Annotated in this window: 19 protein-coding genes; 9 read left to right on the top strand and 10 right to left on the bottom strand. The window is 45.3% G+C overall.

Annotated features, from left to right (window positions below; all coding sequences use genetic code 11):
- Window positions 1-181 precede the first annotated feature (181 nt).
- Entirely contained in the window at window positions 182-1216 is a 1035-nt protein-coding gene (locus tag VEJY3_RS17050; RefSeq protein WP_014233650.1) for a PotD/PotF family extracellular solute-binding protein, read from the top strand.
- 95 nt (window positions 1217-1311) lie between these two features.
- On the opposite strand, the gene tyrS is transcribed toward VEJY3_RS17050, so the two are convergent.
- From tyrS to ppsA, 4 genes are all read right to left on the bottom strand, one after another.
- Window positions 1312-2565 carry a tyrosine--tRNA ligase gene (gene tyrS, locus VEJY3_RS17055; RefSeq protein ID WP_014233651.1) on the bottom strand — a complete coding sequence of 418 codons (1254 nt, stop codon included), beginning with the start codon at window positions 2563-2565 and terminating at the stop codon, window positions 1312-1314.
- 81 nt (window positions 2566-2646) lie between these two features.
- Complete coding sequence (locus tag VEJY3_RS17060; RefSeq protein ID WP_041170456.1) at window positions 2647-3453, bottom strand: response regulator transcription factor; 807 nt, start codon at window positions 3451-3453, stop codon at window positions 2647-2649.
- A gap of 123 nt (window positions 3454-3576) precedes the next feature.
- Entirely contained in the window at window positions 3577-4356 is a 780-nt protein-coding gene (locus tag VEJY3_RS17065; RefSeq protein WP_014233653.1) for a YSC84-related protein, read from the bottom strand.
- 191 nt (window positions 4357-4547) lie between these two features.
- Entirely contained in the window at window positions 4548-6917 is a 2370-nt protein-coding gene (gene ppsA, locus VEJY3_RS17070) for a phosphoenolpyruvate synthase (protein WP_014233654.1), read from the bottom strand.
- 340 nt (window positions 6918-7257) lie between these two features.
- On the opposite strand from ppsA, the gene VEJY3_RS17075 reads away from it, so the two are divergent.
- Window positions 7258-8091, top strand: coding sequence for a pyruvate, water dikinase regulatory protein (locus VEJY3_RS17075; protein ID WP_014233655.1), 834 nt, complete (start codon window positions 7258-7260; stop codon window positions 8089-8091).
- A 133-nt stretch (window positions 8092-8224) separates the two neighbouring features.
- Here VEJY3_RS17075 and VEJY3_RS17080 read toward each other — a convergent pair whose 3' ends face one another.
- Entirely contained in the window at window positions 8225-9481 is a 1257-nt protein-coding gene (locus VEJY3_RS17080) for an adenylosuccinate synthase (RefSeq protein ID WP_014233656.1), read from the bottom strand.
- A gap of 105 nt (window positions 9482-9586) precedes the next feature.
- On the opposite strand from VEJY3_RS17080, the gene VEJY3_RS17085 reads away from it, so the two are divergent.
- A complete protein-coding gene (locus tag VEJY3_RS17085) occupies window positions 9587-10453 on the top strand; it encodes a LysR family transcriptional regulator (protein ID WP_014233657.1) in 867 nt (288 codons plus the stop codon).
- A gap of 118 nt (window positions 10454-10571) precedes the next feature.
- On the opposite strand, the gene VEJY3_RS17090 is transcribed toward VEJY3_RS17085, so the two are convergent.
- Window positions 10572-11942 (bottom strand): hypothetical protein, encoded by a 1371-nt coding sequence (locus tag VEJY3_RS17090; protein WP_014233658.1) that lies wholly within the window; start codon window positions 11940-11942, stop codon window positions 10572-10574.
- 113 nt (window positions 11943-12055) lie between these two features.
- On the bottom strand, window positions 12056-13675 hold the full coding sequence (locus VEJY3_RS17095; RefSeq protein ID WP_014233659.1) for an acyl-CoA synthetase: 1620 nt from the start codon (window positions 13673-13675) through the stop codon (window positions 12056-12058).
- Between the two features lie 205 nt (window positions 13676-13880).
- On the opposite strand from VEJY3_RS17095, the gene VEJY3_RS17100 reads away from it, so the two are divergent.
- Complete coding sequence (locus VEJY3_RS17100; RefSeq protein ID WP_237708191.1) at window positions 13881-16241, top strand: ATP-binding protein; 2361 nt, start codon at window positions 13881-13883, stop codon at window positions 16239-16241.
- 9 nt (window positions 16242-16250) lie between these two features.
- Window positions 16251-16889, top strand: coding sequence for a response regulator transcription factor (locus VEJY3_RS17105; protein WP_014233661.1), 639 nt, complete (start codon window positions 16251-16253; stop codon window positions 16887-16889).
- Window positions 16890-17041: 152 nt separating this feature from the next.
- Here the strand turns inward: VEJY3_RS17105 and VEJY3_RS17110 are convergent, their stop codons facing one another.
- Entirely contained in the window at window positions 17042-18241 is a 1200-nt protein-coding gene (locus tag VEJY3_RS17110) for an MFS transporter (protein ID WP_014233662.1), read from the bottom strand.
- A 151-nt stretch (window positions 18242-18392) separates the two neighbouring features.
- Between VEJY3_RS17110 and VEJY3_RS17115 the strand changes: the two genes are divergently transcribed.
- A complete protein-coding gene (locus VEJY3_RS17115; RefSeq protein ID WP_014233663.1) occupies window positions 18393-19274 on the top strand; it encodes a LysR family transcriptional regulator in 882 nt (293 codons plus the stop codon).
- A 43-nt stretch (window positions 19275-19317) separates the two neighbouring features.
- Here VEJY3_RS17115 and VEJY3_RS17120 read toward each other — a convergent pair whose 3' ends face one another.
- Entirely contained in the window at window positions 19318-19812 is a 495-nt protein-coding gene (locus tag VEJY3_RS17120) for a MarR family winged helix-turn-helix transcriptional regulator (protein WP_014233664.1), read from the bottom strand.
- 122 nt (window positions 19813-19934) lie between these two features.
- On the opposite strand from VEJY3_RS17120, the gene VEJY3_RS17125 reads away from it, so the two are divergent.
- Together VEJY3_RS17125 and VEJY3_RS17130 are read left to right on the top strand one after the other, a co-directional pair.
- On the top strand, window positions 19935-20852 hold the full coding sequence (locus tag VEJY3_RS17125) for a DMT family transporter (RefSeq protein WP_014233665.1): 918 nt from the start codon (window positions 19935-19937) through the stop codon (window positions 20850-20852).
- Window positions 20849-21442: an NADPH-dependent FMN reductase gene (locus VEJY3_RS17130; RefSeq protein ID WP_014233666.1), complete on the top strand. Its 594-nt coding sequence runs from the start codon at window positions 20849-20851 to the stop codon at window positions 21440-21442. Before VEJY3_RS17125 ends, VEJY3_RS17130 begins: the two co-directional genes overlap by 4 nt.
- Before the next feature lie 185 nt (window positions 21443-21627).
- Here VEJY3_RS17130 and VEJY3_RS17135 read toward each other — a convergent pair whose 3' ends face one another.
- The gene (locus VEJY3_RS17135) at window positions 21628-22332 is read right to left on the bottom strand and encodes a GntR family transcriptional regulator (protein ID WP_014233667.1); all 705 of its coding nucleotides are present in this window, start codon (window positions 22330-22332) and stop codon (window positions 21628-21630) included.
- Between the two features lie 288 nt (window positions 22333-22620).
- Here VEJY3_RS17135 and VEJY3_RS17140 point away from each other — a divergent pair, with 288 nt between their 5' ends.
- Window positions 22621-24246, top strand: a complete 1626-nt coding sequence (locus VEJY3_RS17140) for an alpha-glucoside-specific PTS transporter subunit IIBC (protein WP_014233668.1) — start codon at window positions 22621-22623, stop codon at window positions 24244-24246.
- Window positions 24247-24299 lie beyond the last annotated feature (53 nt).

Consider the following 24299-nt stretch of genomic DNA (forward strand, 5'->3'; position numbering starts at 1 on the left):
ATTTAAACATTTATATCCAAACGACTTCAAGATGCCCGTCGTTTGGGCGTTTCCAAAGTGAGGATAATCAATAAATATTTTTGCTTTTAAAGATTAATTTATTTTTCTTTTAATTGGTTAATTATTAACTAATTATGCACCCGAATCCCAGCGCGTCGCTGGACTGGTTGGATTGCATACCATGAAACTTATTATCAAAGGATTGGGGCTGAGCGCACTTGTTCTCAGTATGTTTGCTCATGCAGAAACGAAAACTCTGAACGTTTATGCGTGGGGCGGCTATTTGCCGGAAGCGTCACTAAAAGCATTTGAAAAACAAGAAGGTGTGACGGTTAACTATTCGACCTTTGAGAATAATGAGTCAATGTATACCAAGCTGAAATTACTCAAAGGCACTGGTTATGACGTTGTGTTTGCTTCTGCGTACTTCATTGAAAAAATGGGAAGAGAAGGGCTGTTAGCCAAGATCGACCATGAGCAGGTACCAAACATGCAAGACACAATGCAAGGTTTGCTAGGACAAGCGCACGATCCTAACAATGACTACTCGCTGCCGTATATTTGGGGCGTTACTGGGATCAGTTACAACGAATCGATGGTAGAACAACCTGTGACAAAATGGGCAGACTTATGGGATGCGCATTATGAGCAACAAGTGATGTTGATTGATGACATTCGCGACGTGTTCGGTATGGCTTTAAAAATGAACGGCCACAGTGTGAACAGTAAAAATGAAGCGGAAATCAAACAAGCTTACGAATCGCTGGTGGCGTTGAAAAACAATGTGCTGCTTTATAACTCAGATGCACCACAGGTTCCGTATGTGTCGGGAGAAACCTCGGTTGGTATGCAATGGAATGGTAACGCTTACCAGGGTCAGGTAGAAATGCCAGAGCTGAAGTTCGTGATGCCAGCAGAAGGCGCGGTGTTGTGGATGGATAATTTCACCATCCCATCAGGCAGCGAAAATAAAGTGTTGGCTCATAAATTCATTAATTTTATGTACCAGCCGCAAAACCAAGCAGAAATCGTTAATAGCCTAGGCTACGCCTCTGCAACGAATGCTGGACGTAATCTGTTGCCGGATGAACTGAAAAATAATGCGACCATTTTCCCTGCGGAAGACGACTTGGAAAAAGGCGAGTTCATTAACGATGTTGGCGCTGAAACTTTAGCGATTTATGAGAAATATTGGCAGAACTTAAGAACTCAATAACGATAACAGGCGCGATAGCGCTAACTTGAAATAACTTAGTTCAAGACTCTGAATACCCCTCATCATTGATGTGATGAGGGGTCTTTTTTTATCGGCTAAACTGCTCGCGTCACCAAACAGAAATGCTTCTTACCGCGCTGAAGTAGCCAATATTGATCGAAAAGTGGGAAGCTCATACTCGGTTTCTCGCTGGAGACTTTTTCGCCATTAACACTAATGGCATTGTTATCTATCAGTTCTCTGGCAATGCGTTTTGAACTTGCTAATCCAGATTCAATAAGCAGCGTCACTAAGTCTTGTTGAGTACTGTTAATGCAAGGCAGGCCATCCAATTCAAGCTGCTTTAATTCACTTAAGCTCAATTGTTGAACATCACCACTGAACAGCGCCTGAGTGATGCGCTCGGCACTCGCTAAGCCCGCTTCACCGTGAACGAAGCGTGTCATTTCTTCAGCAAGAATACGCTGCGCCTGTGGCTTTCCTTTGCTTGAAATATCTTGTGTTTCGATCGCTGTAATCTCTTCACAACTCAAGAACGTGTAGTACCGCAAGAAGTGGTATACATCGGCGTCTTCTGCTGCCAGCCAAAACTGGTAAAACGCGTAAGGTGAGGTTTTGGTTGGATCTAGCCAAACTGCACCGCCTTCCGTTTTACCAAATTTGGTGCCATCGGACTTGGTAATAAGCGGCAATGTTAAGCCAAACACTTGCTCACTATTTTGACGGCGTGTTAAGTCTATCCCACTGACAATGTTACCCCATTGATCATTCCCGCCGATCTGCAATCTACAGCCGTACTGACGGTTGAGTTCGGCAAAATCGTAGGACTGTAAAAGCGCGTAGCTAAATTCGGTAAAGGAGATCCCTTGATCAGGTCGCTGTAAGCGCTGTTTCACCGATTCGCGGTTGATCATAGTGTTGATCGAAAAGTGCTTACCGACATCGCGGAAAAAATCGATCACATTGATTTTCTGCATCCAGTCGGCATTGTTAACCAGCTGCATTGGCGTCGCCAGTTGAGGGTTCATCAGTTGCTGGATTTGTTTGGACAGATCATTCACCCAGCCAGTCACCGTTTCTTGCGAGTTAAGGTTGCGCTCGGTAGCTTTAAAACTTGGGTCGCCAATCATACCTGTTGCTCCGCCAATCAGAGCGATGGCTTGATGACCTGCATCCTGAAAGCGCTTAAGCATAATTAAAGGCACGAGGTGTCCGATATGCAGGCTTCCAGCGGTTGGATCGAAACCGCAGTAGACGGTTTGTGGCTCTGATAAAAGCGTTTGAATCAGCTCTAAATCACTGGCTTGCGCGATGAGTCCTCTCGCTTGTAAATCTTCAATCAATGTCATTGTCTTATCTGCCTGAGTTATTGTTTCATTCAGACTAAAGCGCGACAGTGCTGATCGACATATCCCTAAGGGGACAGTTTGTTATCTCACGCGGGTAATCAGATGATTTAAAAACAGCTGAAATAGCTCGCCAAGTGAAGAGACTTTCAACTGTGAGTATATCCGTTTGCGATGATTTTTGACCGTGCCTTGCACCAGTTCCAGTCGAGTCGCAATTTCTTTGGTATCAAACCCTTGTACGAGCAGCTGGGCGACTTCCTGCTCTCGTCGGGTTAACGTATCGGTGCCAAATGTTGTCAAAGCGTGTTCGATTACTTCTCTCAGATTGCCAGAATATGTCTCGGGATTAAAAACGGGCTCAGACATTGAAAACTCAGTTTGTTTCCAGTGTTGCTGGCACAGCGATTGAAGTATCGAAAAGTAAGGTTGTAATCGGTTTATTTGCTGCTTTGAGAAGCGTTTGCCTTCTTCCAGGTAGCCGAAATAGAACATTACCCAGGAATGAGCTTCGACTTGGATCAGCATACTGAGTTCATCTTTCCAGCCAGTCTGGCGATAAAATTGGTCGCAATAGGCTTGGTAATCTACTCCCTTACGAACCACATCTTTTAGCGTAAAAATTCCTTGTTGTTTGCTGTCGTTTAACTTCTGGAAAAAGGGATCATTTTGAAACGAATTGGTGAGATAGCGTTGAAAAAGCAAATCTCGCTCATTTTGAATCGAATCATAAAGATAAATAGGGTGTTTGTTTTCACGATAGCCCAGTATCACCGCGCAATCAAAATCTAATAAAGTGCTGATCACCCGCATCAATTTCGGCGTGAAATTAGGCGTATTTAAGGCAGAGATGGCCTCTGCGAGGAGCGTATTAAAGTGAGTGTCAGACATGCGAAGTTGAATTGAAGTGGTTTCATGTAAGCATAACCAAAACCGATGCATCGAGAAAGGGGAGCGTCACCTTTTGCTTCGGCGGTTCTCCCCTTGGCTTCTATTTGTTCTTGAGTCCTTCACTTACTGAGAGTTGGTTAGCTCCTCGTTGACCCAGTACTTAGAACCAGACACATTGACATCGACTAACAGACCTTTTGAGTTCAACTGGTACACCGCGACACCACTGTTAAAGTGTGTGCTGAGTTCCTCACCTTCATCGCCTGCAAGAGCCGTTGCTTCGCTGGACGCTTCCCAGCCTTCATTAACGAAAGTGTCGAAATCTTTTTGGTTTTCAAACAGCACCACTTGTTGATAAAACTTGCCGCCAGCGCCGAGTGCCAAGCCCATTCCGAACATGTTCATGTAAGTGCGTTTTTCTGTCTCTTTATTTACCGCAACGCCAGAGCCAGAGTTGGTGTGGAACAGTAAAGATAACTTGCGAGAGTCAAATACCGCGTAGCCATATGCTTGGTCGTAGAGTGCCTTCGCTTCCGGTTTTTCATTGAAGAGTTTGAACATGGTGCTGTCAGCCATCAAATCGACCGCTTGTCGTGCTTCTTCTGGCGTATCGCCTTCCATCAGCTCATCAATCTTTTTATCCGCGATATCAATCCACTCTTTGCTTTTTTCAATGCTCGCATCCGTCCACTCACCAGCCGTGTTCATCGCTTCTTCTGACCAGTTCATAAAATCTTGCCAAGCTTGTTTGGAATACGTTTTCGTACTGTCCCATGCCTCTTGCGCGCCTTCCGCAACCGCATCACCCAGCTCAGACATCTTTTCGGAAATTTTATCCCAGTCTGCATGGGCCGGAGAGGCAAGTAACATTAGCGTTGTTAAGATAACGATCGGTTTTTTCATCGACTTCAATCTCTTGCGAAATGGGTTTCTTTCATTCTAGGTGAAAATCTGCAGAGGGAAAATTACGCATGACGCTAGGCTGCGAATATTGTCACGAACTCACGCAATATTGACATAAAGTCTTGCTACAGAATGCAAAAAGCCCCCAAACCGAAGTTTGAGGGCTTTAGATTAGAGAATTCTAACGCGAATTACTTGCTAACTTTACCTAGCTGCAACCAAGTATCGATAACCGTATCTGGGTTAAGTGATACAGAGCTGATGCCTTGCTCCATCAACCATTCCGCTAAATCTTCATGGTCAGAAGGGCCTTGGCCACAAATACCTACGTATTTACCAGCTTTCGTTGCTGCGTCGATTGCCATTTTCAGCATGACTTTAACCGCAGCGTTACGCTCATCAAATAGGTGAGCCACGTCGCCAGAGTCACGGTCCAGACCAAGTGTTAGCTGAGTCATATCGTTTGAACCGATAGAGAAGCCGTCGAAGTACTTCAAGAACTCATCTGCCAGTACTGCGTTTGAAGGCAGTTCACACATCATGATAACTTTCAGACCCTGGTCACCACGGCGTAGGTCGAACTTAGCTAATAGGTCGATTACAGACGCTGCTTCGCTAGGAGTACGAACGAACGGGATCATGATCTCGATGTTCTTCAAGCCCATTTCGTTACGAACGCGTTTGATTGCTTGAGTTTCTAGCTCGAAACAGTCTTCAAACACTGGTGAAATGTAACGAGATGCACCACGGAAGCCCAGCATTGGGTTTTCTTCATGCGGCTCGTAAGATTTACCACCTACCAAGTTGCTGTATTCGTTAGACTTAAAGTCAGACATACGAACGATAACGCGTTTTGGCCAGAATGCAGAAGCGATAGTCGCGATGCCTTCTGTCAGCTTACTTACGTAGAAGTCGATAGGATCTTTGTAACCACGGATACGCTGCGTGATTTCTGCTTTTAGCTCATCGCTTTGAGCATCAAAGTTCAGTAGCGCTTTCGGGTGAATACCGATCATCTTGTTGATGATGAATTCAAGACGCGCAAGACCAACACCTTCGTTTGGAATTTGAGCGAAATCGAATGCGCGATCTGGGTTACCCACGTTCATCATTACTTTAGTCGGTAGCAATGGTAGCTCATCGACAGAAGAACGCTTCACTTCAAAATCAAGATCGCCTTGGTAAACGTAACCTGTTTCGCCTTCTGCACAAGATACTGTCACTTCGATACCGTCAGACAGTTTGCTGGTTGCATCACCACAACCAACGATAGCTGGGATACCAAGTTCACGAGCGATGATCGCTGCGTGACAAGTACGGCCGCCACGGTTGGTTACGATAGCAGAAGCTTTCTTCATTACTGGTTCCCAATCTGGGTCAGTCATGTCAGTTACCAGTACGTCGCCGTCTTGAACCAGTGACATTTGGTCTAGTGAATCAACTAAACGTACCGCACCTTTACCGATACGTTGACCGATTGCACGACCTTCAACTAAAACGTCTGCTTTGTTGTTTAGCTCGTAACGCTCGATAACGTTCTTTTCGCTTTGAGAACATACGGTCTCTGGGCGAGCCTGAACGATGTAAAGCTTACCGTCGATGCCGTCTTTCGCCCACTCAATGTCCATTGGACGCTGGTAGTGCTTCTCGATGATCATCGCTTGTTTTGCAAGCTCTTTAATTTCGTCGTCGTTTAGAGAGAAAGTGTTGCGCTCTTCATCCGACGTATCAATGATGTCTACTTGTTTGCCGATTTCTTGGCTGTTTGAGTAGATCATTTTGATCTGTTTAGAACCGAATGTTTTCTTCACGATTGGGTGAGCACCCGCTTCCAACATTGGCTTGTGAACGTAAAACTCATCCGGGTTAACTGCGCCCTGAACCACCATTTCACCCAGACCCCAAGACGAAGTGATGAATACCACTTGGTCGAAGCCTGATTCTGTGTCCAGAGTAAACATTACGCCTGAAGAAGCTTTGTCAGAACGCACCATGCGCTGGATACCTGCTGACAGTGAGATACCACGGTGGTCAAAACCCTGGTGTACACGGTAAGAGATAGCGCGGTCGTTAAATAGAGAAGCGTAAACGTGCTTCGTCGCTTCCATTACAGCGTCAATACCTTTGACGTTTAGGAAGGTCTCTTGCTGACCAGCAAAAGATGCATCAGGTAAGTCTTCCGCTGTTGCAGAAGAGCGAACTGCAACTGAAAGTTCAGGGTTACCTTCAACCAGTTCTTGATAGTTTTCACGGATATCTTGTTCAAGATCTGCTGGGAAAGGGGCGTCTAAAACCCATTGACGGATGGTCGCGCCTGTCTTACGCAGAGCGTCTACATCCTCAACATCCAGTTCATCGAGTAGTTGGTGAATACGATCATCCAAACCTTCATGGTCAAGGAATTTATTGAACGCATATGAGGTTGTCGCAAAACCATTTGGAACAGAAACGCCAACGTTAGCGAGGTTAGAAACCATTTCACCAAGCGAAGCGTTCTTACCGCCGACCTTGTCGACATCATTCATGGATAGGCCATTGAACCAGAGGGTGTTCTTTTGCATGTCTTTCTCCAGAAACATTGCAGCTTTTGTAGGGGGACTTAAGTCAATCTAAACAAATGCTTACTCGTTATTGTCAGTTAAAATCACAGAGGGTGTTTTTATAAATTGTGTAACCAGAGTAATAAGCTACTGAAATTTATAATTCACTATGAGCGACTTTTTCTGAACAATTTTCGACCATTCACTTGTTCAGGTTGATATCAAAGGCAATCGATTACGTTCTAGCTAAAAAAAACTCAACGAATTTTCAAAGCTGTGGGGAACCTAACTGAAAGCCAAACTGATTTATTAATATTATGTTGACCATCCTACTCAAAAGATTTTGAAATATTAAACAAAAATGCAAACAAATACCCAAAGTCGTGATGTATTCTATGTTTCTGACGGTACGGCGATAACATGTGAGACATTAGCCCATGTTGTTCTAGGTCAATTTTCATTCATTCCTAATGAAAAAACCTTTCCTTTTGTGGAAACTCCAGACAAAGGATTGGATGTCGTCAAAGAAATAGAAGCTTCCTACCGCCGAAATGGTGTTAAGCCTCTGGTGTTTTTCTCTATAGTTGTGCCAGAAGTGCGGGAAATGCTGCTTGCGGCTCCTGCTTTCAGCTACGATGTGCTTGAAAGCATTGTGCAAAAAGTTCAGGACGACATTCAGATGGCACCCACGCCAAAGTTGCAGCGCTCCCGAAGTGTGGGTAAAGACTCCGATACTTACTTTGACCGCATTGCTGCAATCGAATATACGCTCGCCCATGATGATGGCATTACGCTAAAAGGCTTGGAGCAGGCAGATATCATTCTTCTGGGTGTATCGCGCAGTGGCAAAACCCCAACCAGCTTATATATGGCAATGCAGTTTGGTCTGCGCGTGGTGAACTACCCGTTTATTGCGGAAGACGTAAAGATGCTGCGCTTGTTGCCTGAGTTTGAGATACATCGTCATAAGTTGTTTGGATTGACCATTACCCCTGAACGATTGAATGAAATTCGCGAGAATCGTTTATCGGGCAGTGATTACGCCAGTGAAGAACAATGTAAATTGGAGTTGAATACGGTTGAAGCGCTGTTCCGAAGAGAAGCGATTCCTTATATCAATACCTCGTCGCTTTCTGTTGAGGAAATTTCGACTCGAATTTTGGAAAAGGCGGGAATGAAGCGCAGATTGTTTTAACGGGAAACCGTTCTAGACCGAAACGGCGTTCAGTCAGGTTTCAAAAATAAAAAAAAGCGGCTTCACCCCGGAACAGATGGAAGCCGCTGCCAAAAGATGTGGTTTACCAACGTTGGTTGGTATCCATCACACCTTAACGCATAATCATTTGTTCACGACCAGGACCCACAGAAACCATTTTTACTGGTACGCCCATAAGTTCTTCAATACGTAGTACGTATTTCTGTGCCGCTACTGGTAGCTCTTCAAACTGACGACATCCTGTGATGTCTTCGCTCCAGCTTTCCATTTTCTCGTAGATTGGTGCTAGTGCTGCTGTTTGAGGCCAGATTGGGTTTTCGCTGTGATCGCCTTCGTAGCCAACACAGATTTTAAGATCGTTAAGACCCGTCAGACAGTCTACTTTGGTTAGCGCGATTTCTGTCGCTGCTTGTAGCTCAACCCCGTTTTTGGTTGCTACTGCATCAAAGTAACCCATGTCGCGTGGACGGCCTGTTGTTGCGCCGAACTCACCTGCAAGTTCACGGAATGCATCTTGCTCTTCCATTGCAGTGATCAGCGTGCCTGTACCTACTGATGAACTGAATGCTTTCGCTACAGCAATTACGCGCTCTGGACGAAGAGCTGGTAGGCCACTACCGATACCTGCATACATAGAGACAACATTTGAAGACGTTGTCCATGGGTATTCACCGTAAACCAGGTCACGACCAGCACCAAGTTGCGCTTCGAATAGCAGGGTCTTGTCTTCTGCTTGCAGCTCTTTAAGAGGAAGCGTTACGTTACAGATAGCATCACGCCAAGGTGCAGATACTTCTAGTAACCAGTTCGCTAACTCTTCTGCCGTCTGTTCAAACTCAAATGTAGGGTAAAGCGCACGTAGTTGAGGTAGTTTCCAATCCATCATAAATTGAAGACGTTCAACTAGTACTTCAGGTTGCTTTAACCAACCAACAAGAATGCCTTTTTTCATCACACGGTCACCGTACGCAGGTGCAATACCTTGACGAGTAGAACCATATGCTTTGTCGCCTAAACGCTGTTCTTCTAGCGTATCTTCAAGTGCATGTAGAGGTAGACACAGTGTTGCGCGATCAGAAATGCGCATGTTCACTTTAACGCCCGCTTCTTCGACTTCCGCAATCTCCTGAGACAGCAACGCAGGGCTGATAACCATACCCGGACCTAAAACTGCCAAACAGTCTGGGTTGAATACGCCACTTGGAAGCTGGTGTAGCTTAAACGTGCCCAGGTTGTTAACCACGGTGTGACCCGCGTTGTTACCACCTTGGAAACGAATACTCGCAGAAGCTTGCTCTGCCAAAAAGTCAACGATGCGGCCTTTGCCTTCATCACCCCAGTTTGCACCCACAACAACGATAGACGACATAATTTGTACTCCAATAACAGACCGAAAAATCTTATGTTGTTCGCCTTAATAAGAGAAATTAATTATACTAATCAGATTGATAAGAAATTCATATCGGAGTGGGCAATGTTGGATTTGAATTGGCTGAGGACATTTGTCACGTTGGCTGAAGTGAAACATTTCGGCAAAACGGCTACAGAGCTGCATATGACTCAGCCGAATGTCAGCTTGCACATTAAGCAGCTTGAGCAAGCAACACGGACGAAATTGATTGAACGAAATCCTGTGCAACTGACTCAGGCTGGAAAGCGCTTGTTGAATACTGCGCAACACATGCTGAACGAGCTGCAGATCTGTCAGTCGGATCTTAATGCAATTAATGATCTTACCCAGGGAACGCTTTCGATTGCTGCCAGCGATATTGTCTCGCGCTTGTTACTTATCAAGCCATTTCAAAAATTCAAAAACGAGTATCCGGGCATCGATTTAGCGCTATTCAACACCACCTCATCTCAAGCGGTGGACTTAGTGAAACGTGCCCGAGCAGACATCGGTTTTGTTATTGCTCAGAAAGAGAGTCAACCGCTTCACTTTACCCCTCTGACCCAGATTCACTGGTGTGCTTTTGGCGACAATATCTTTGAGTGGCAGGAAAACAAAAAGGAAAGCCAGACGCTTATTCTGCTTGGGCACGATACTCGTACGCGAGAACTGATCGATGCTTCTTTGCCGGAACTGGAGCTGCCAAAGCATAGAGTGATGGAAGTAGGCAGTGTGGAAGCGCAAATCGATTGGGCAGAAGCTGGTTTTGGCACCGCGATTGTTCCGGACTTTTCGATTGACCCAAGGCTGAAGTTAACCAGAGAGGTGATACCATTGCCAAGCTTCCCCAACACAGACTTTGGTTACATCGTTCGCCAGAATCAGGTGTTATCTAAAGCGGCCAAGCAATTGCTGACTTGGGTTGGAGAGAATGTGTCAGTGGTTAGTTGATCGGGGTTGGAAGGGGACGTTAAACATGACTTTGACGGTGGTGTTAGAAACGCAGATTTAGAACGCAACAGGTGAAAACAGCCTGTTGCGTTTATTGAGTTAATTCAGCTATCAGCTATCAGCTATCGCTGACGGTTTCGCTGTCTTTCTTATTGACCTGAAAACGCAGTATGTGAGTACGCTCGATCAGAACATAAAGGACAACCCCAGTTACTAGCCCCCAGCTTGCGCCATAGACAGCAAGAACCACGCCCATCATCCCGGCAATACCACGCTCAGTGTTATTGTTTAGCTGCTCTAGTCCTACCATCAGGCAGATGTAACCCGTTAATAGCAGAGTTAACGACAGCGCTATCGGCAGCACAGGTTGGAAGAAACTAACCAGTGGAAGCGCGAAAAGAGCAATAAAACCGGTGATCCAAAACGTACCCGCGCCGCTGTAGATAGAGTCCATTGCTTCGCGCCCATGCTTGTAACGCTCTGCCATTGTTGCAGCAACTGCGGTCCATAATGGTCCGGCTAGGCCTGGGTATGGTGCGAAGAAAGCGTGTAAGGCGTTACGAATCGCGGTGACTAAATGAACACGGTCGATATTGTTTTCAATGACTTCATCGGTACGCAGTTCATCCGCTCGTTGCATTAATGATTGACCCACAATGATGTCCCCGAAGGCAATAATGTAAGCAATGACTGCGGTTGGAATGGCCATCAGGAATACATCTAAATCCGGGAAACCAATATTGAATGGTAAGTACTGCCACATTCCGACAAAGTCTGGTTGAGTAATACCCCATTGGATATCAGGCATTGGGTATTCACCGACCAAAATGCCCACTGAAATGGCAATGAGCATGCCAGGAACCATACCGTAATTAACGATTTTTTTCGCCAGTGGCACTCTATCAATCAATCCCTTGAAAGAAACTGAGAACATCAAATACAAACAGACCAAACTACCAATGCTCAGAGAGATTGGAGTGGCAGCCAGGCGTCCACCGCTGGAGATTTCGCCCATTATGGCTGCGATCCCGGCACCGATGATGATCCCTGCTTTGAGCGAGTTCGGCACCAGTTTAACCATCGCGGAGCCCAAACGAGTCACGCCCAGGACTAAGAAGATGATAAATACCAGTAGTTGAAGAGCGAACAGCGCTTGTATCGCTTCTGGTCCTGGCTTGAAGTCGCCAAGAAAGAGTAAAACCACCGGAATACCCGGAGTGATCCAACCTGGCACAAACGGTACACCTAACATTGCTGGAATCATAAAGCCAATTCCGCATACCACTACGTAGGCCAGAGCGATGTCATAAGGTAGTCCGAGATATTTCTCTAAAAGGGGGATCATCGCTAAGCTCACTACAAACATAATTAACGCTTGCAGCATTTCCGCAAATTCCCAGCGGTAGTGAATGAAAGGCAGTCGAATTTTAAAAGGCCCCAGTGGCCAGTATGGTTGTTCGGTTCCCTGCTGTCGTTTATAAACTTGCATGGCGTCTTCCTTGTTGACGTTATCGGGGGAGTATTACTTTGCTGTGTTGTAGTAAAAGATGGGGAAGCAATGCCTCCCGAGCTTTTACTTATTTATTTAGATTTATTATTTACTTAGATTTCTTTTGCCCAGTCGCGAAGAATGTACTTTTGCACTTTCCCTGTGGACGTTTTGGGTAAGTTGGTGAAGACAATGGTCTTTGGAATTTTAAAGCCAGCTAAGTGCTCACGGCAGTAGTCGAGAATTTCATTTTCACTCGTGAATCTGTTTTGCTTAAGAGTGATAAATGCACATGGCGACTCGCCCCAGCGTTCATCTGGCTTGGCGACGACGGAAACTTCAAGAATATCGGGATGTTTGTAGAGAACGTCTTCCAGCTCAATGGTAGAAATGTTTTCTCCACCTGAGATGATAATGTCTTTAAGGCGGTCTTTGATCTCTATGTAGCCGTTAGGGTGGCATACACCTAAGTCGCCGGTGTGGAACCAACCACCCTCAAAGGCTTCTGCCGTAGCGCTTGGATTTTTCAGGTAGCCTTTCATTACGGTGTTACCTCGCATGAAAACCTCACCGATCGTTTTACCGTCTTTGGCGACTGGTTTGAGCGTTTGCGTGTCGGCTACCATTACTCCTTCAAGGGTTGGATAACGGACACCCTGACGTGATTTTAGCGTCGCACGTTCTTCAAGGCTGAACTCATCCCAGCTTTCGTGCCATGCGCAGACAGTAACTGGACCGTAGACTTCGGTTAATCCATAGACATGGGTAATGTTGATGCCCATTTTTTCTACATCGCCAATCACTTTTGCTGGTGGCGCTGCGCCTGCAACCATCGCGTTAACTGGATGGTCAATTGCTGCTTTGGCTTCTTCGGGCATGTTAACCAGAGCATTTAGTACAATCGGAGCTCCACATAAGTGGCTTACTTTATGCTCACGAATCAGAGTGAGGACTTTTTGCGGGTCAACTCGGCGAAGGAACACATGTACCCCAGCCAAAGCCGTAATGGTCCATGGGTAACACCAGCCGTTACAGTGGAACATTGGCAAAGTCCAGAGGTAGACAGGGTGATGCCCCATTGACCAGGTCATTTGGTTGCCGAGTGAATTCAGGTAAGCCCCACGATGATGGTAAACCACGCCTTTCGGGTTGCCGGTGGTTCCTGATGTGTAGTTGAGAGAAATCGCCTGCCATTCGTCTTCTGGCCATTGCCATTCATAGTTAGGATCGCCTTCAGCCAGAAAGGCTTCATAATCGAGATCGCTGGTCGCTTCTTCTCCGCCGTATTCTGGATCGTTGACGTCAATAATCAGTGGCGGATTATCAATCAAAGTCAGTGCTTCCGTAATCACAGCATGAAATTCGCGGTCACAGACGAGTACTTTGGCTTCGCTATGTTTCAGCATGAAAGCGATGGTTTCGGCATCAAGTCTGACGTTCAGAGTGTTGAGAACCGCCCCTATCATAGGGACACCGAAATGCGCTTCTAGCATTGCTGGTATATTCGGCAGCATCACTGATACGGTATCACCTTTACCAATACCACGGCCGGATAAAGCTGAGGCGAGCTGACGACAGCGTTGATAGGTTTCTGACCAGTTGCGACGAATACTGCCATGAATCACAGCAGGGTACTCAGGGTAGACGGTTGCAGTGCGCTCCAAAAAACTCAGTGGAGTGAGAGCAATGTGATTCACTGCGCAAGGCGTAAGATCGTTATCATAGATTGACATTTAAGATCCTTTTTTTAGCTATTGGTGATTCCGTTATCAGATACTTTTTGTTAACAAGCGTGTTCTTTAAATTTAATGTTTTATTAACATGTGATAATTTATAGCATACCCGTATGAGTTATAGTAATAGCCTATAGTCTTATAGTATTTGTCCTATATTCCTTTATGCTGGGTGTCAGAGTGGAAGGCGTAAGGGAAGAATGTTTTGATAACCACATCTTTGGAAGACGGCATGGAAAGCGAACGTGCACAGCTTTACCTCAATTTATGGCTAAGTTTATTGCGTCAGGGTTCAGCCCCGGAGCAGGCTTCCGCTTTGCGTCGTTATGTCTCGACTTGGCCGGGTGTTCAACAGGTCTTTTGGCTCCCTTGGCAACCGTCTGAGCAGGTTTATACCAATGATGAAGATGGTCCTGCACTTCCGTCTGGACACGGTAATCCGCTGAATGCCAGTGATGATGGAATACGCGAACAATTGCAAAGCCAGATTTGTGTTCCCTTGCCGAATATTCGCCTTGGAGATTCTTGGCTGGGAGGACGTTTACATCGTGCGGGGTTAGCTCATGGCGGGGTGATTTCTCTGATGCCAAAGGGGCGAACATCTGAAGGGGAAGCGTCGGAAGGGGAAGGGATATTGGTTATCTCAACCGAGCAGCCTAGTCATGTCTCATCTCTGGCCGCCATGGGAACCCTACTAAAAACACTGCTGGCAAATCTCTCGGCGCAACCATCTGAAGGCTTACTGCAAAGTGATCCGTTACCCACGGTACGTTTTGATAAGCAAGCCAGGCCCAAGGCGATCAATATTTCCATGCAGAACCTCCTGTCTTGTCGAGATGATTTGTCTCTACAAGATCTGTTGCCAGTTAACTACGTTCAATTAATCGCCTCTTGTCTGAAGCAGGAAAGAGTCATAGCAGAAGTGGAATCTAAATTAGATGAACGCTACTTTCTGTGGCAGTTTTTCCCTGAGCCTTCAGTAGGGTCTGTGATCGTTCGCTGTCGAGATGCAACGCAAGAAATCCTGAATAAAAGAGATGCAGAAACCGCCTCAAGGCTTTATCGCCTGATCACAGAAAACACGACTGACTTGATCTCTCGTCATCGTCCCGATGGTGGTTTTTTGGATGCTTCGGCTGCCTCTTGGACTCTACTGGGATATTGGCCTGAAGAGTTACGTGGCATGCAAGTTAGAGAGATGGTCCACCCTAGCGACCGAGATTTGCTCCTTTTGCAAATGGTTGAACCCTTGGAGCGAGATGGCTACCTGACTTTAACTTATCGTATTCGCCATCGTGATGGACACTACTTGTGGTTCGAAACTGCGTTTCGTGGCATTCGGGAAACGTATACCGGCGATGTGGTGGAAATTGTCGGCATATCGAGGGATATCACTGCCAGAGTAAGGGCAGAAGAGGAAAATAGCCGACTGGCGGAAGTCGTCAGAGCCAACACGGACTTGGTACTGTTTACGGATTCGCACTGGCAATTGACCAAGATGAACCCTTCTGCTCGCACCGCGTTGGGGATATGCGAAGAAGGTGAACTGCCGAATCTGGCTGATTTCCTGAGCCCTCAGGATTTTGACAGGCTTCGAGAGGAAGGTTGGGAGGAGGCCATACGACAGGGAGCGTGGACCACAGAAGTGAAATTAACTCCGCTGAAGTACAAAACAGGTTTTGTCGCATCGTTAGTATTACTCGCTCACAAAGGTGCAGGAGGGCAGTATTACGCCTCGCTGGTTGCACGGGACATGACTGAGCGAGAGTTACGAGAGGCAGAACAGAGGCGTCATCAGGATGAGTTAGCGCATACTGCTCGCCTAGTTACGATGGGTGAATTGGCATCCGGTATTGCTCATGAGCTGAATCAGCCTCTGGCTGCCGTGATCAACTATGCGAGCGCCAGCCAGCGTTATTTAGAAACCCTTCCTCAAACTCCTCAAAATGCTGCGCGCGTTGCAGAAGGGCTGCAATTGATTTGTGGTCAGGCTAGCCATGCATCAGCCGTCATTAATCGTCTACGAAATTTTTTGCGCAAGAGCCCGCGAAATATTCAACCGTTAGACATCGATATGGTGGTGTGGGAAGCAGTGGGGCTTTGTGCGAGTGAAGCCAGTCGATATAAAGTCACCATTAATTATTGCAATGCAGAACATGAGAAACGACCGCTTGTATATGGCGATGCTGTTTTGTTGGAGCAGGTACTGATTAATCTGCTGCGAAATGCCATTGATGCCAATTGGAGTGTGCATCCTAATCAAGACTCAATGGTAGATATTAACGTGAGCACTAATGCGCAATGGTTGCTTATTCGTGTTAAGGATCAGGGACCAGGGCTAAAGCCGGACGAAAGTGACAAGCTTTTTACACCGTTTTATACCAGCAAACCGGATGGACTTGGGCTTGGGTTATCTATGAGTCGAACAATCGTGGAAGGTTTTGGCGGCAGTCTTGATGTTGAGCCTTCTGATCGCAGAGGATTAACGTTTTGTTGCTCATTGCCACTGCGTAGCAATAAAGATAGATCAGGGGAGAACAGTGGTCCCCGCAGCAACGCTTGTTAGGAGTATGACATGCAGAGTGAACAGATTGTATATGTGGTTGATGATGATCAGGGAATGCTCGATTCAACGGTTTGGTTGTTTGAATCGGTAGGGCTAAAAGCGGTGCCGTTTTCTTCCGGACAAGATTTCTTGTCATCATGTGATCCCGAGGCCAATGCGTGCGTTTTACTGGATATCCGCATGCCCGGGATGGGGGGGCTGCACATACAGGAAGAAATGCGTCGTCGAGGCATTAAACTGCCCGTCATTTTTGTTAGTGGTCACGCTGATGTACCCATTGTTGTGCGTGCATTTAAATCCGGTGCGGTCGATTTCATCGAAAAACCTTACAACGATCAGTTATTACTAGACAGCGTTCAGGATTCACTTCAAAGCGAGCCGAGTGTGATCAGAAGTAATGCTCAGCAATTGATAGAGGAAAAACTTGCTTCGCTTACCCCTCGCGAGCAGGATGTTTTTTTGCCTTTAATTCAAGGTTATACAAGCCGAGAGATAGCCGAACAGCTGGAAATTAGCATCAAAACGGTCGATTTATACCGTTCTCGAATTATGAAACGTCTTGAAGCCAACAACTTACCCGAATTAGTCGGTATGGCGATTGTGGCGGGAGTGGTTGATCCTCTCGACTTACGTGCAAATAAAAAATGACTTGCGATGTGATGTCGTTATTTTTATCGCATGCATTTTTAGCCTCATGGTATGACCATGAGGCTAAGTACTCTAAGAAAATAAATCCTAAAAGTCGGTGTGGCTCAGTTGCTCGTGTAACGTAAAACTATTTCAGAGTATCTGCGTTGTCACTACACATTCGACGTTAAACTCGCGAAATCAGGCTTCCCTTTTTCCTGATTGTCGATTCTCCCGCTCAGGCAAGTGAGAGCCAAAGCGATGGCCACGATAACTGCACCTATCCATGGCGTGTGCATTAGGCCAGCGTTCGAAACGATCAAACCGCCACTCCAAGAGCCTAGTGCGATACCGACGTTAAACGCCGCAATGTTCAGACCTGAAGCGACATCGACAGCGTCAGGTGTGTATTTTTCTGCCAGCTGCACCACATAGACCTGCAAGCCAGGGACATTACCGAACGCAAATGCTCCCCAAACTAAAATTGTGGCAACGGCCGCGATAGGGTAGATCGCACTGAAATTAAACACGATTAGAACAGTTGCAAGCCCGAAAAAAATGACTTTGAGTGCTTTAATTGGCCCCATTTTGTCCGCCATTTTTCCACCCCAGATGTTTCCCACCGCGACAGAAACACCGTACACCAGCATAATCAAGCCAATCGCACTGGAACCAAAGCCGGATACTTGTTCAAGAATCGGGGCTAAAAACGTAAAGGCTGTAAATGTGCCACCATAGCCTAAAGCAGTAATTGCATAGACCAGTAGCAAGCGAGGCTGTGTCAATACTTTTAGTTGTGAAGTTAGCTTAGTTACAGGTGGTTGTTTGAGGTTACTTGGTACCAAAAGAGCGCTTCCAATTAACGCAACCAAACCTAGTACAGCGACGATCAAGAAGGTCGCCTGCCAACCAAAAGATTGTCCGATGTAAGTACCTAGCGGCACCCCTGTTACCAGCGCGACTGTTAAGCCTGTAAACATGATCGCGATAGCACTCGCTGCTTTTTCTTTTGAAACCAGTCCTGTAGCAATCGTAGAACCGATTGAGAAGAATACGCCATGAGAGAGCCCTGTAAGGATGCGAGCTAAAATCAGAGTGTTATAACCCGGCGCTTGCCATGCCATTACATTGCCTGCGACAAATAATGACATGACGGCGAGCAAAACATGTTTTCTATTCCACTTACCTGTTAAAGCGGTTAACACTGGTGCGCCAACGGCAACACCAAGGGCATATAAACTCACTAAGAGTCCTGCAGAGGGCAGTGACACTTGTAAGTCTGAGGCCATCGTTGGGATAAGCCCAACAATGACAAATTCGGTCGTTCCAATAGCAAAGGCGCTGAGCGTCAATGCAAGAAGTGCTAAAGGCATATTTATCTCCCTACTCGTTGAGTCATATCTTGTTGTTTAGAGAGCTGGATTATGCGTAAATGGTTTGTTGTTAAAAACATTGTTTAAAGCAAATTATATTTGTTATATATGCAATAATTTACTTGGTGTTTTACTAGTGTGGGGGAAGGTGATGCTGACACGTTCTGATGACTTGGAAATTTTATTAGCGGTTGTTGATAGTGGTGGATTTTCGGCAGCGGCAGAAGTTTTAGATATTCAATTAGCCAGAGTATCTCGTGCAGTAAGCAAGGTAGAAAGGCAACTCGGAGTATCAATATTAAATCGAACCACTCGTCGTGTAGAACTCACCGATGAAGGTCGGCAGTTTGTGGCTTTAGTTCGAGGCGGATTGGCTCAACTCCAAAAGGCTGAGGAAGAGATCATATCACGTGGAGAATTGCCTAGTGGTAATTTACGCGTCGATGCAGCTAGCCCATTCGTGTTTCACCAGCTGGTCCCGCTTGCACAGGCATTTAAGGAATCCTATCCCGATATCCATCTGGAGCTCACATCAAACGAAGGTTTTGTTGATCTGATCGAGAAAAGAACTGATCTTGCTATTCGTATCGGCAAACTAACTGATTCGACATTACATGCCCGTCCGTTGGGAAAGAGTTCGCTCTATATTGTTGCTTCTCCAGACTATATTTCTCGTCGCGGGATTCCAAAGCTCACTGCTGACTTAGCCCAACACGATACTATTGGCTTTTCCAGCCCAAAGACGCTAAACAACTGGCCACTAAAAGGGTTTGACCTGTTAAAACCAACTTTTACCTCAAGCAATGGTGAAACGGTTCGGCAACTGGTCTTAGCGGGTAATGGTATCGCGTGTTTATCGGGTTTTATGGTGAAAAAAGATATTGAAGAAGGACGACTCGTGTCACTTTTAGAGTCTGAACGATTTCCTGATATTGGACGAGAGCAAGTTAATGCTGTTTATTACAAGTCGTCTTCTGTTTCTAAGCGAATCTCGGCATTTATAGACTTTATTCAGCCCAAATTGTCACTATAAAATGATTTGTTAATTCTCAATCGAAGCGTTTTTTACTTCGCTATCATTTTTCGTTTTCTTCACAAATCAATACTTTACGTAGTAAGCCGGCTAGCTGATCTTGTTCTTTTTTTGTTAATGCATTCAGCATGTTATCCATGTTTTCAACATGCGCGTTTAATGCAGTATCAACCAGCTCAACACCTTTTGAGGTCAAGGTGACTTTGCAGCTTCGTCGGTCTTGTTCGCTAGAAATACGCTCTACCAACCCTTCTTTTACCAACTGCTCTAATCGTGTACTGACAGCACCTGAAGAAAGCATGAGTGTCTTATATAACTCTGTGGGTGTGATACCAGAAGGATCGCTGCGACGCATCGTTGCTAAGATGTCGAACTCGATGCTGCTTAAGCCATGTTCTTTGAACACCTTATCCATCTTACTTTTCCAAGCATTACTGGTTCGGCGCAAACGTCCAATAACCCCCATAGAAGAACAGTCCAGATCTGGTCTGACGCTTTTCCATTGAGCCAGAATGGAATCGACACTATCCAATGACATTTTTATCTCCTGTGTAAATATCTTTTTAAAAAGATACTTGATCGTAAATTAAACATCTATTACTTTATAAAAAGTATCTTTTACAAAAGATACTTTTTATAAAGAATGTTGGAGGCGTCAGTATGCAAGGATTACATCAGATTAAGACAATCGGTTTGACTGCAATAGCACCGATCGTGTGGGGAAGTACTTATATTGTGACAACGGAGTTATTGCCACCGGAAAGCCCATTGCTTGCATCGACGATTCGAGCTTTGCCGGCAGGGTTGTTTTTAGTCTTAATTAGCAAGACGTTACCTGATAGCAAATGGCTGCTGCGTCTTGCGGTACTTGGTTTTTTAAATATCGGTTTGTTTTTCTACTGTCTATTCTTCGCTGCTACTTATTTACCAGGGGGGATGGCGGCGATAGTGATGTCTATCCAGCCTATGGTTGTGATCCTACTTAGCTGGAAGTGGCTTGAATCAGAGCTATCATCGCGTCAAATGTTGGCGAGTGCGGTCGGAATACTGGGCATTGTCTTATTGGTCATCAACAGTGCTGTACAGATCAATTTGACGGGGGTGGCGGTGGCTTCTGTCGGCACATTAAGTATGGCTTCTGGCGTTGTATTAACGAAAAAGTGGCAAAGACCCCAAGGCATGACCTTATTGGGTTTTACGGGCTGGCAACTGCTTTTTGGTGGATTCATGTTGCTGCCAGTGGCTTTATGGGTTGAAGGGCTACCTGAATCCTTAAGCTTGCCAAATTACATTGGGTATCTGTATCTGAGTGTGATTGGCGCGATTTTAGGCTACTCCCTATGGTTTCGAGGAATCGAGAAGCTGCCACCGATTACGGTTTCTTTTCTCGGTTTTCTCAGCAGCGTATCTGCATGTGTATTGGGCTATCTCGTGCTCGATCAAACCCTTACTTGGCTTCAGCTGTTAGGGGCAATGTTTGTCCTAATTGCTATCGTTCTGGCGGCTCCTCGCGTGGCTGCGTCATCTAATAAATCTAATGACTTACTTTCTCCAAGCTTTAAAAAGGAATTAATATGAAGATTACCATTGTATCTGGTAGCCAACGTGCAAACTCGCAAAGTCTACAAGTTGCACGCTATTTAAAGTCACTTTCTTTAGACCATTTCGATACCGCAGACATTTTAGATTTGCATCAACTTAACCTTCCATTTTGGAACGAGGGCGTTTGGCAACAAACTGAAGAGTGGCAGCAATGGACATCCATTTCCGAGACACTTAAACACTCGGATGCTGTGATTCTTATTACCCCAGAGTGGCATGGAATGGCGACGCCAGCGCTCAAGAACTTTTTGCTGTTGTCTACCGATGAAGAATTGGCACACAAGCCAGTACTTTTAGTCAGCGTGTCAGCTAGTGTAAATGGCGTGTATCCGATCAGTGAACTGCGCATGACGGGAAACAAGAACAACCACGCGTGCTTTTTACCGGATCACTTAATCTTTCGCAATGTAGAGGAATTGATCACGACTGACCACCAATGTACCGACCAAGCTATGCATCAGCGTAATCAGTATACAATGACGTTACTCGCTAGTTATGCGCGGGCATTGGCTCCAGTTCATCGTGATATGGTCGCTCTGGGCAAGGCATTTCGCTACGGTATGTAACAGTAATCTATGCTTTGTTTTAATTGGTTTTATTCTTCTTCTACTTCATCTTGACCAAAGACGCCTCTCTTGTATGGCGTCTTTAGTCTTTGATGTTGTCTGAAATAGGGAGGGTAACCCCAATATTAGGTCCGTTTTTAACGAAAATGCTGGGATCGTTGCATTTCACCGAAGAGGCTGGTCGGTTATTTACCGCGTTTGAGGTAATGTTTGTAAGACATCGTTTCTGGCTTGGAAACAATGCGTGTATATTCAAATACACGTCCATCTTTAAGAATACCAACGGATGAGATACACAATAGGGGCTTGTTCTCATTTACGCCTAATATCTCACACATGTTTTGAGTGGGCATTATGGCCTCAAAGTCTTGAAATGCGCCATCAATTTCAAAACCGAGTTCGTTTTCTAGGTAGGCGTATTTAGAGCCTTCTAGCGACATCACCTTCATTTTGGGATACATCGCCATTGGCATGTATGAATCTTCGTAAACAGAAGGCACGCCGTTAATTAGCTTGAAACGACGGATAAAGTAGACCTTTTCACCACTTTCAATGTGTAAGATCTTTGCCAGATCTTCGTCGGCATCAATAAAAGCAAACTCAACAATTTTGTACTCAAGACTGCTGCTGGCATCCGTAAAGTATTCACTTGTACTTTTCAATTCCAGCATAGAGCCGACCATGGTTTTTCCAATTACGGTCGTTCCGGCCCCTTGACGCTTTTCCACTAAACCAAGCTGTACTAACTCTTGAATTGCTTTTCGGATGGTAATGCGACTGACAGAGTATTGATCAACCAATGCCTTTTCGGTTGGAAGCGTGTCACCAATCGCGAATTCATCGGAATCAATTCGGTTTTTTAGCTCCTGCATGACTTGTTTATACAGCATAAGTTACCTCTCTAATTTCTGATGAAATTATCACATCGCAAATAATACAAATCAATAACCTTTATTGAGTTGTATCGCAATTATTCGGTTTTAAAGCACACAATATACGTATAAAGATTATCTATAGGTCATGTTTTGTGAGCTTTTTCTCAAAGCATATCTTTTATTTGTATTCGATCACGTTTAACTTGTATTTAATTTGTCTCTTTTTGTGTCTGGGAGTAATTTGAATGTGTCGAAAGACGGAACACTGTGAAGATGAATAAATAACAAATTAAGGATCCTGCCATGTTGAGTGCGATACAACGTTTAGGCGGAGCGATGTTTACCCCAGTTTTACTATTTCCGTTTGTCGGGATATTAGTAGGGCTAACCATTGTTCTTAAAAACCCGGTTTTTGTTGGTGATTTAGCCGATAAAAGCGGTCTTTATTATCAAGTGTTACAAGTTATTGAAGAAGGTGGCTGGACCATCTTCCGAAATATGGCGCTATTGTTTGCCGTTGGATTACCAATTGGTTTAGCTAAAACCGCTCATGCCAGAGCTGCCATGGTTGTGATGGTTTCGTACTTATCCTTCAACTACTTTATTGGCGCGATGGGAGGTTTCTGGGGAGAGTTTTTTGGTGTCGACTTTTCTCAACCTATCGGTGGAACTTCAGGATTGACCGAAATTGCGGGCATTAAAACCATCGATACTGGTATTTTTGGCGCCATTATAATCTCCGCTTTGGTTACCTGGATTCATAACCGTACCTTTGAAAAACAGCTACCCGCATATTTAGGCATTTTCCAAGGTGCCTCTTTTGTAGCGATGCTTTCGTTCTTCGCTATGCTTCCTTCTGCTTGGTTAACGTTGTATGTGTGGCCTTCAATTCAACATGGGATTTTAAATTTACAGAACTTTATGGTTGATTCGGGTTCCTTTGGTGTTTGGTTATATACCTTTCTGGAGCGAATCTTAATCCCAACAGGTTTACATCACTTCGTGTATGCCCCATTTGTGTTCGGTAATGTGGCAACGCCAAATGGAATTGCTGTGGACTGGTTTACCAATCTAGAAGTGTTCACTCAATCTAGCCAATCTATGCAAGACCTTTTCCCTGCTGGTGGATTTGCATTACACGGTAACTCCAAGATTTTTGGTTGCACAGGTATCGCACTCGCGATGTACCACACGGCTAAACCAGAAAACCGCAAAAAAGTTGCTGCATTGCTAATCCCTGCCACATTAACTGCCGTGATGGTTGGAATTACAGAGCCACTTGAATTCACTTTCCTCTTTATTGCTCCATGGCTATTTGCCATTCACGCTTTGCTCGCTGGCACTATGGCAATGGTGATGTACAGCTTTGGTGTGGTCGGCAATATGGGTGGCGGCTTAATTGAATTTGCAACGGGTACCTGGATTCCACTGCTAGGTAACCATACCAGTATGGTGGTGACGCAAATCGCGATTGGCTTGTGTTTTACAGTTCTTTACTACTTCGTATTTAAGTACCTGATCGTTAAGTTCGATGTGCTAATTGCAGGTCGAGGTGAAGCCGAGATGAAACTGCATTCCAAAGAGGACTTTAATAAAAAATACGGAATTACGGGCAAAGACAATCAAGGTGCCAGCCCACTGCAAATCCAAGCATTTGAGACCATTCATGGCTTAGGCGGTGTCAAAAACATAGCCGACTTAAGTAACTGTGCGACTCGCTTACGCGTGACGGTGAAAGATGCAGATCAAGTCGAATCCGCTGAATATTTCATGAGTACTGGCGCGGTGAACTTAGTAAAAAGTGGCAATGCCGTGCAAGTAATCATCGGTTTGAATGTGCCCCAGTTACGTGAGGAGTGCGAAAAGATTGTTAATGAATATGAGCCAGAACTACAAGCATCGGAACTAACGCTTAGCCCGGCTCGCTAAGACCAGACGATTAATCAAAGAATTTTAAACCAGTATTGTATGGGCGGCGGAGG

The sequence above is a fragment of the Vibrio sp. EJY3 genome (genome assembly GCF_000241385.1).
Classification (GTDB): domain Bacteria; phylum Pseudomonadota; class Gammaproteobacteria; order Enterobacterales; family Vibrionaceae; genus Vibrio; species Vibrio natriegens.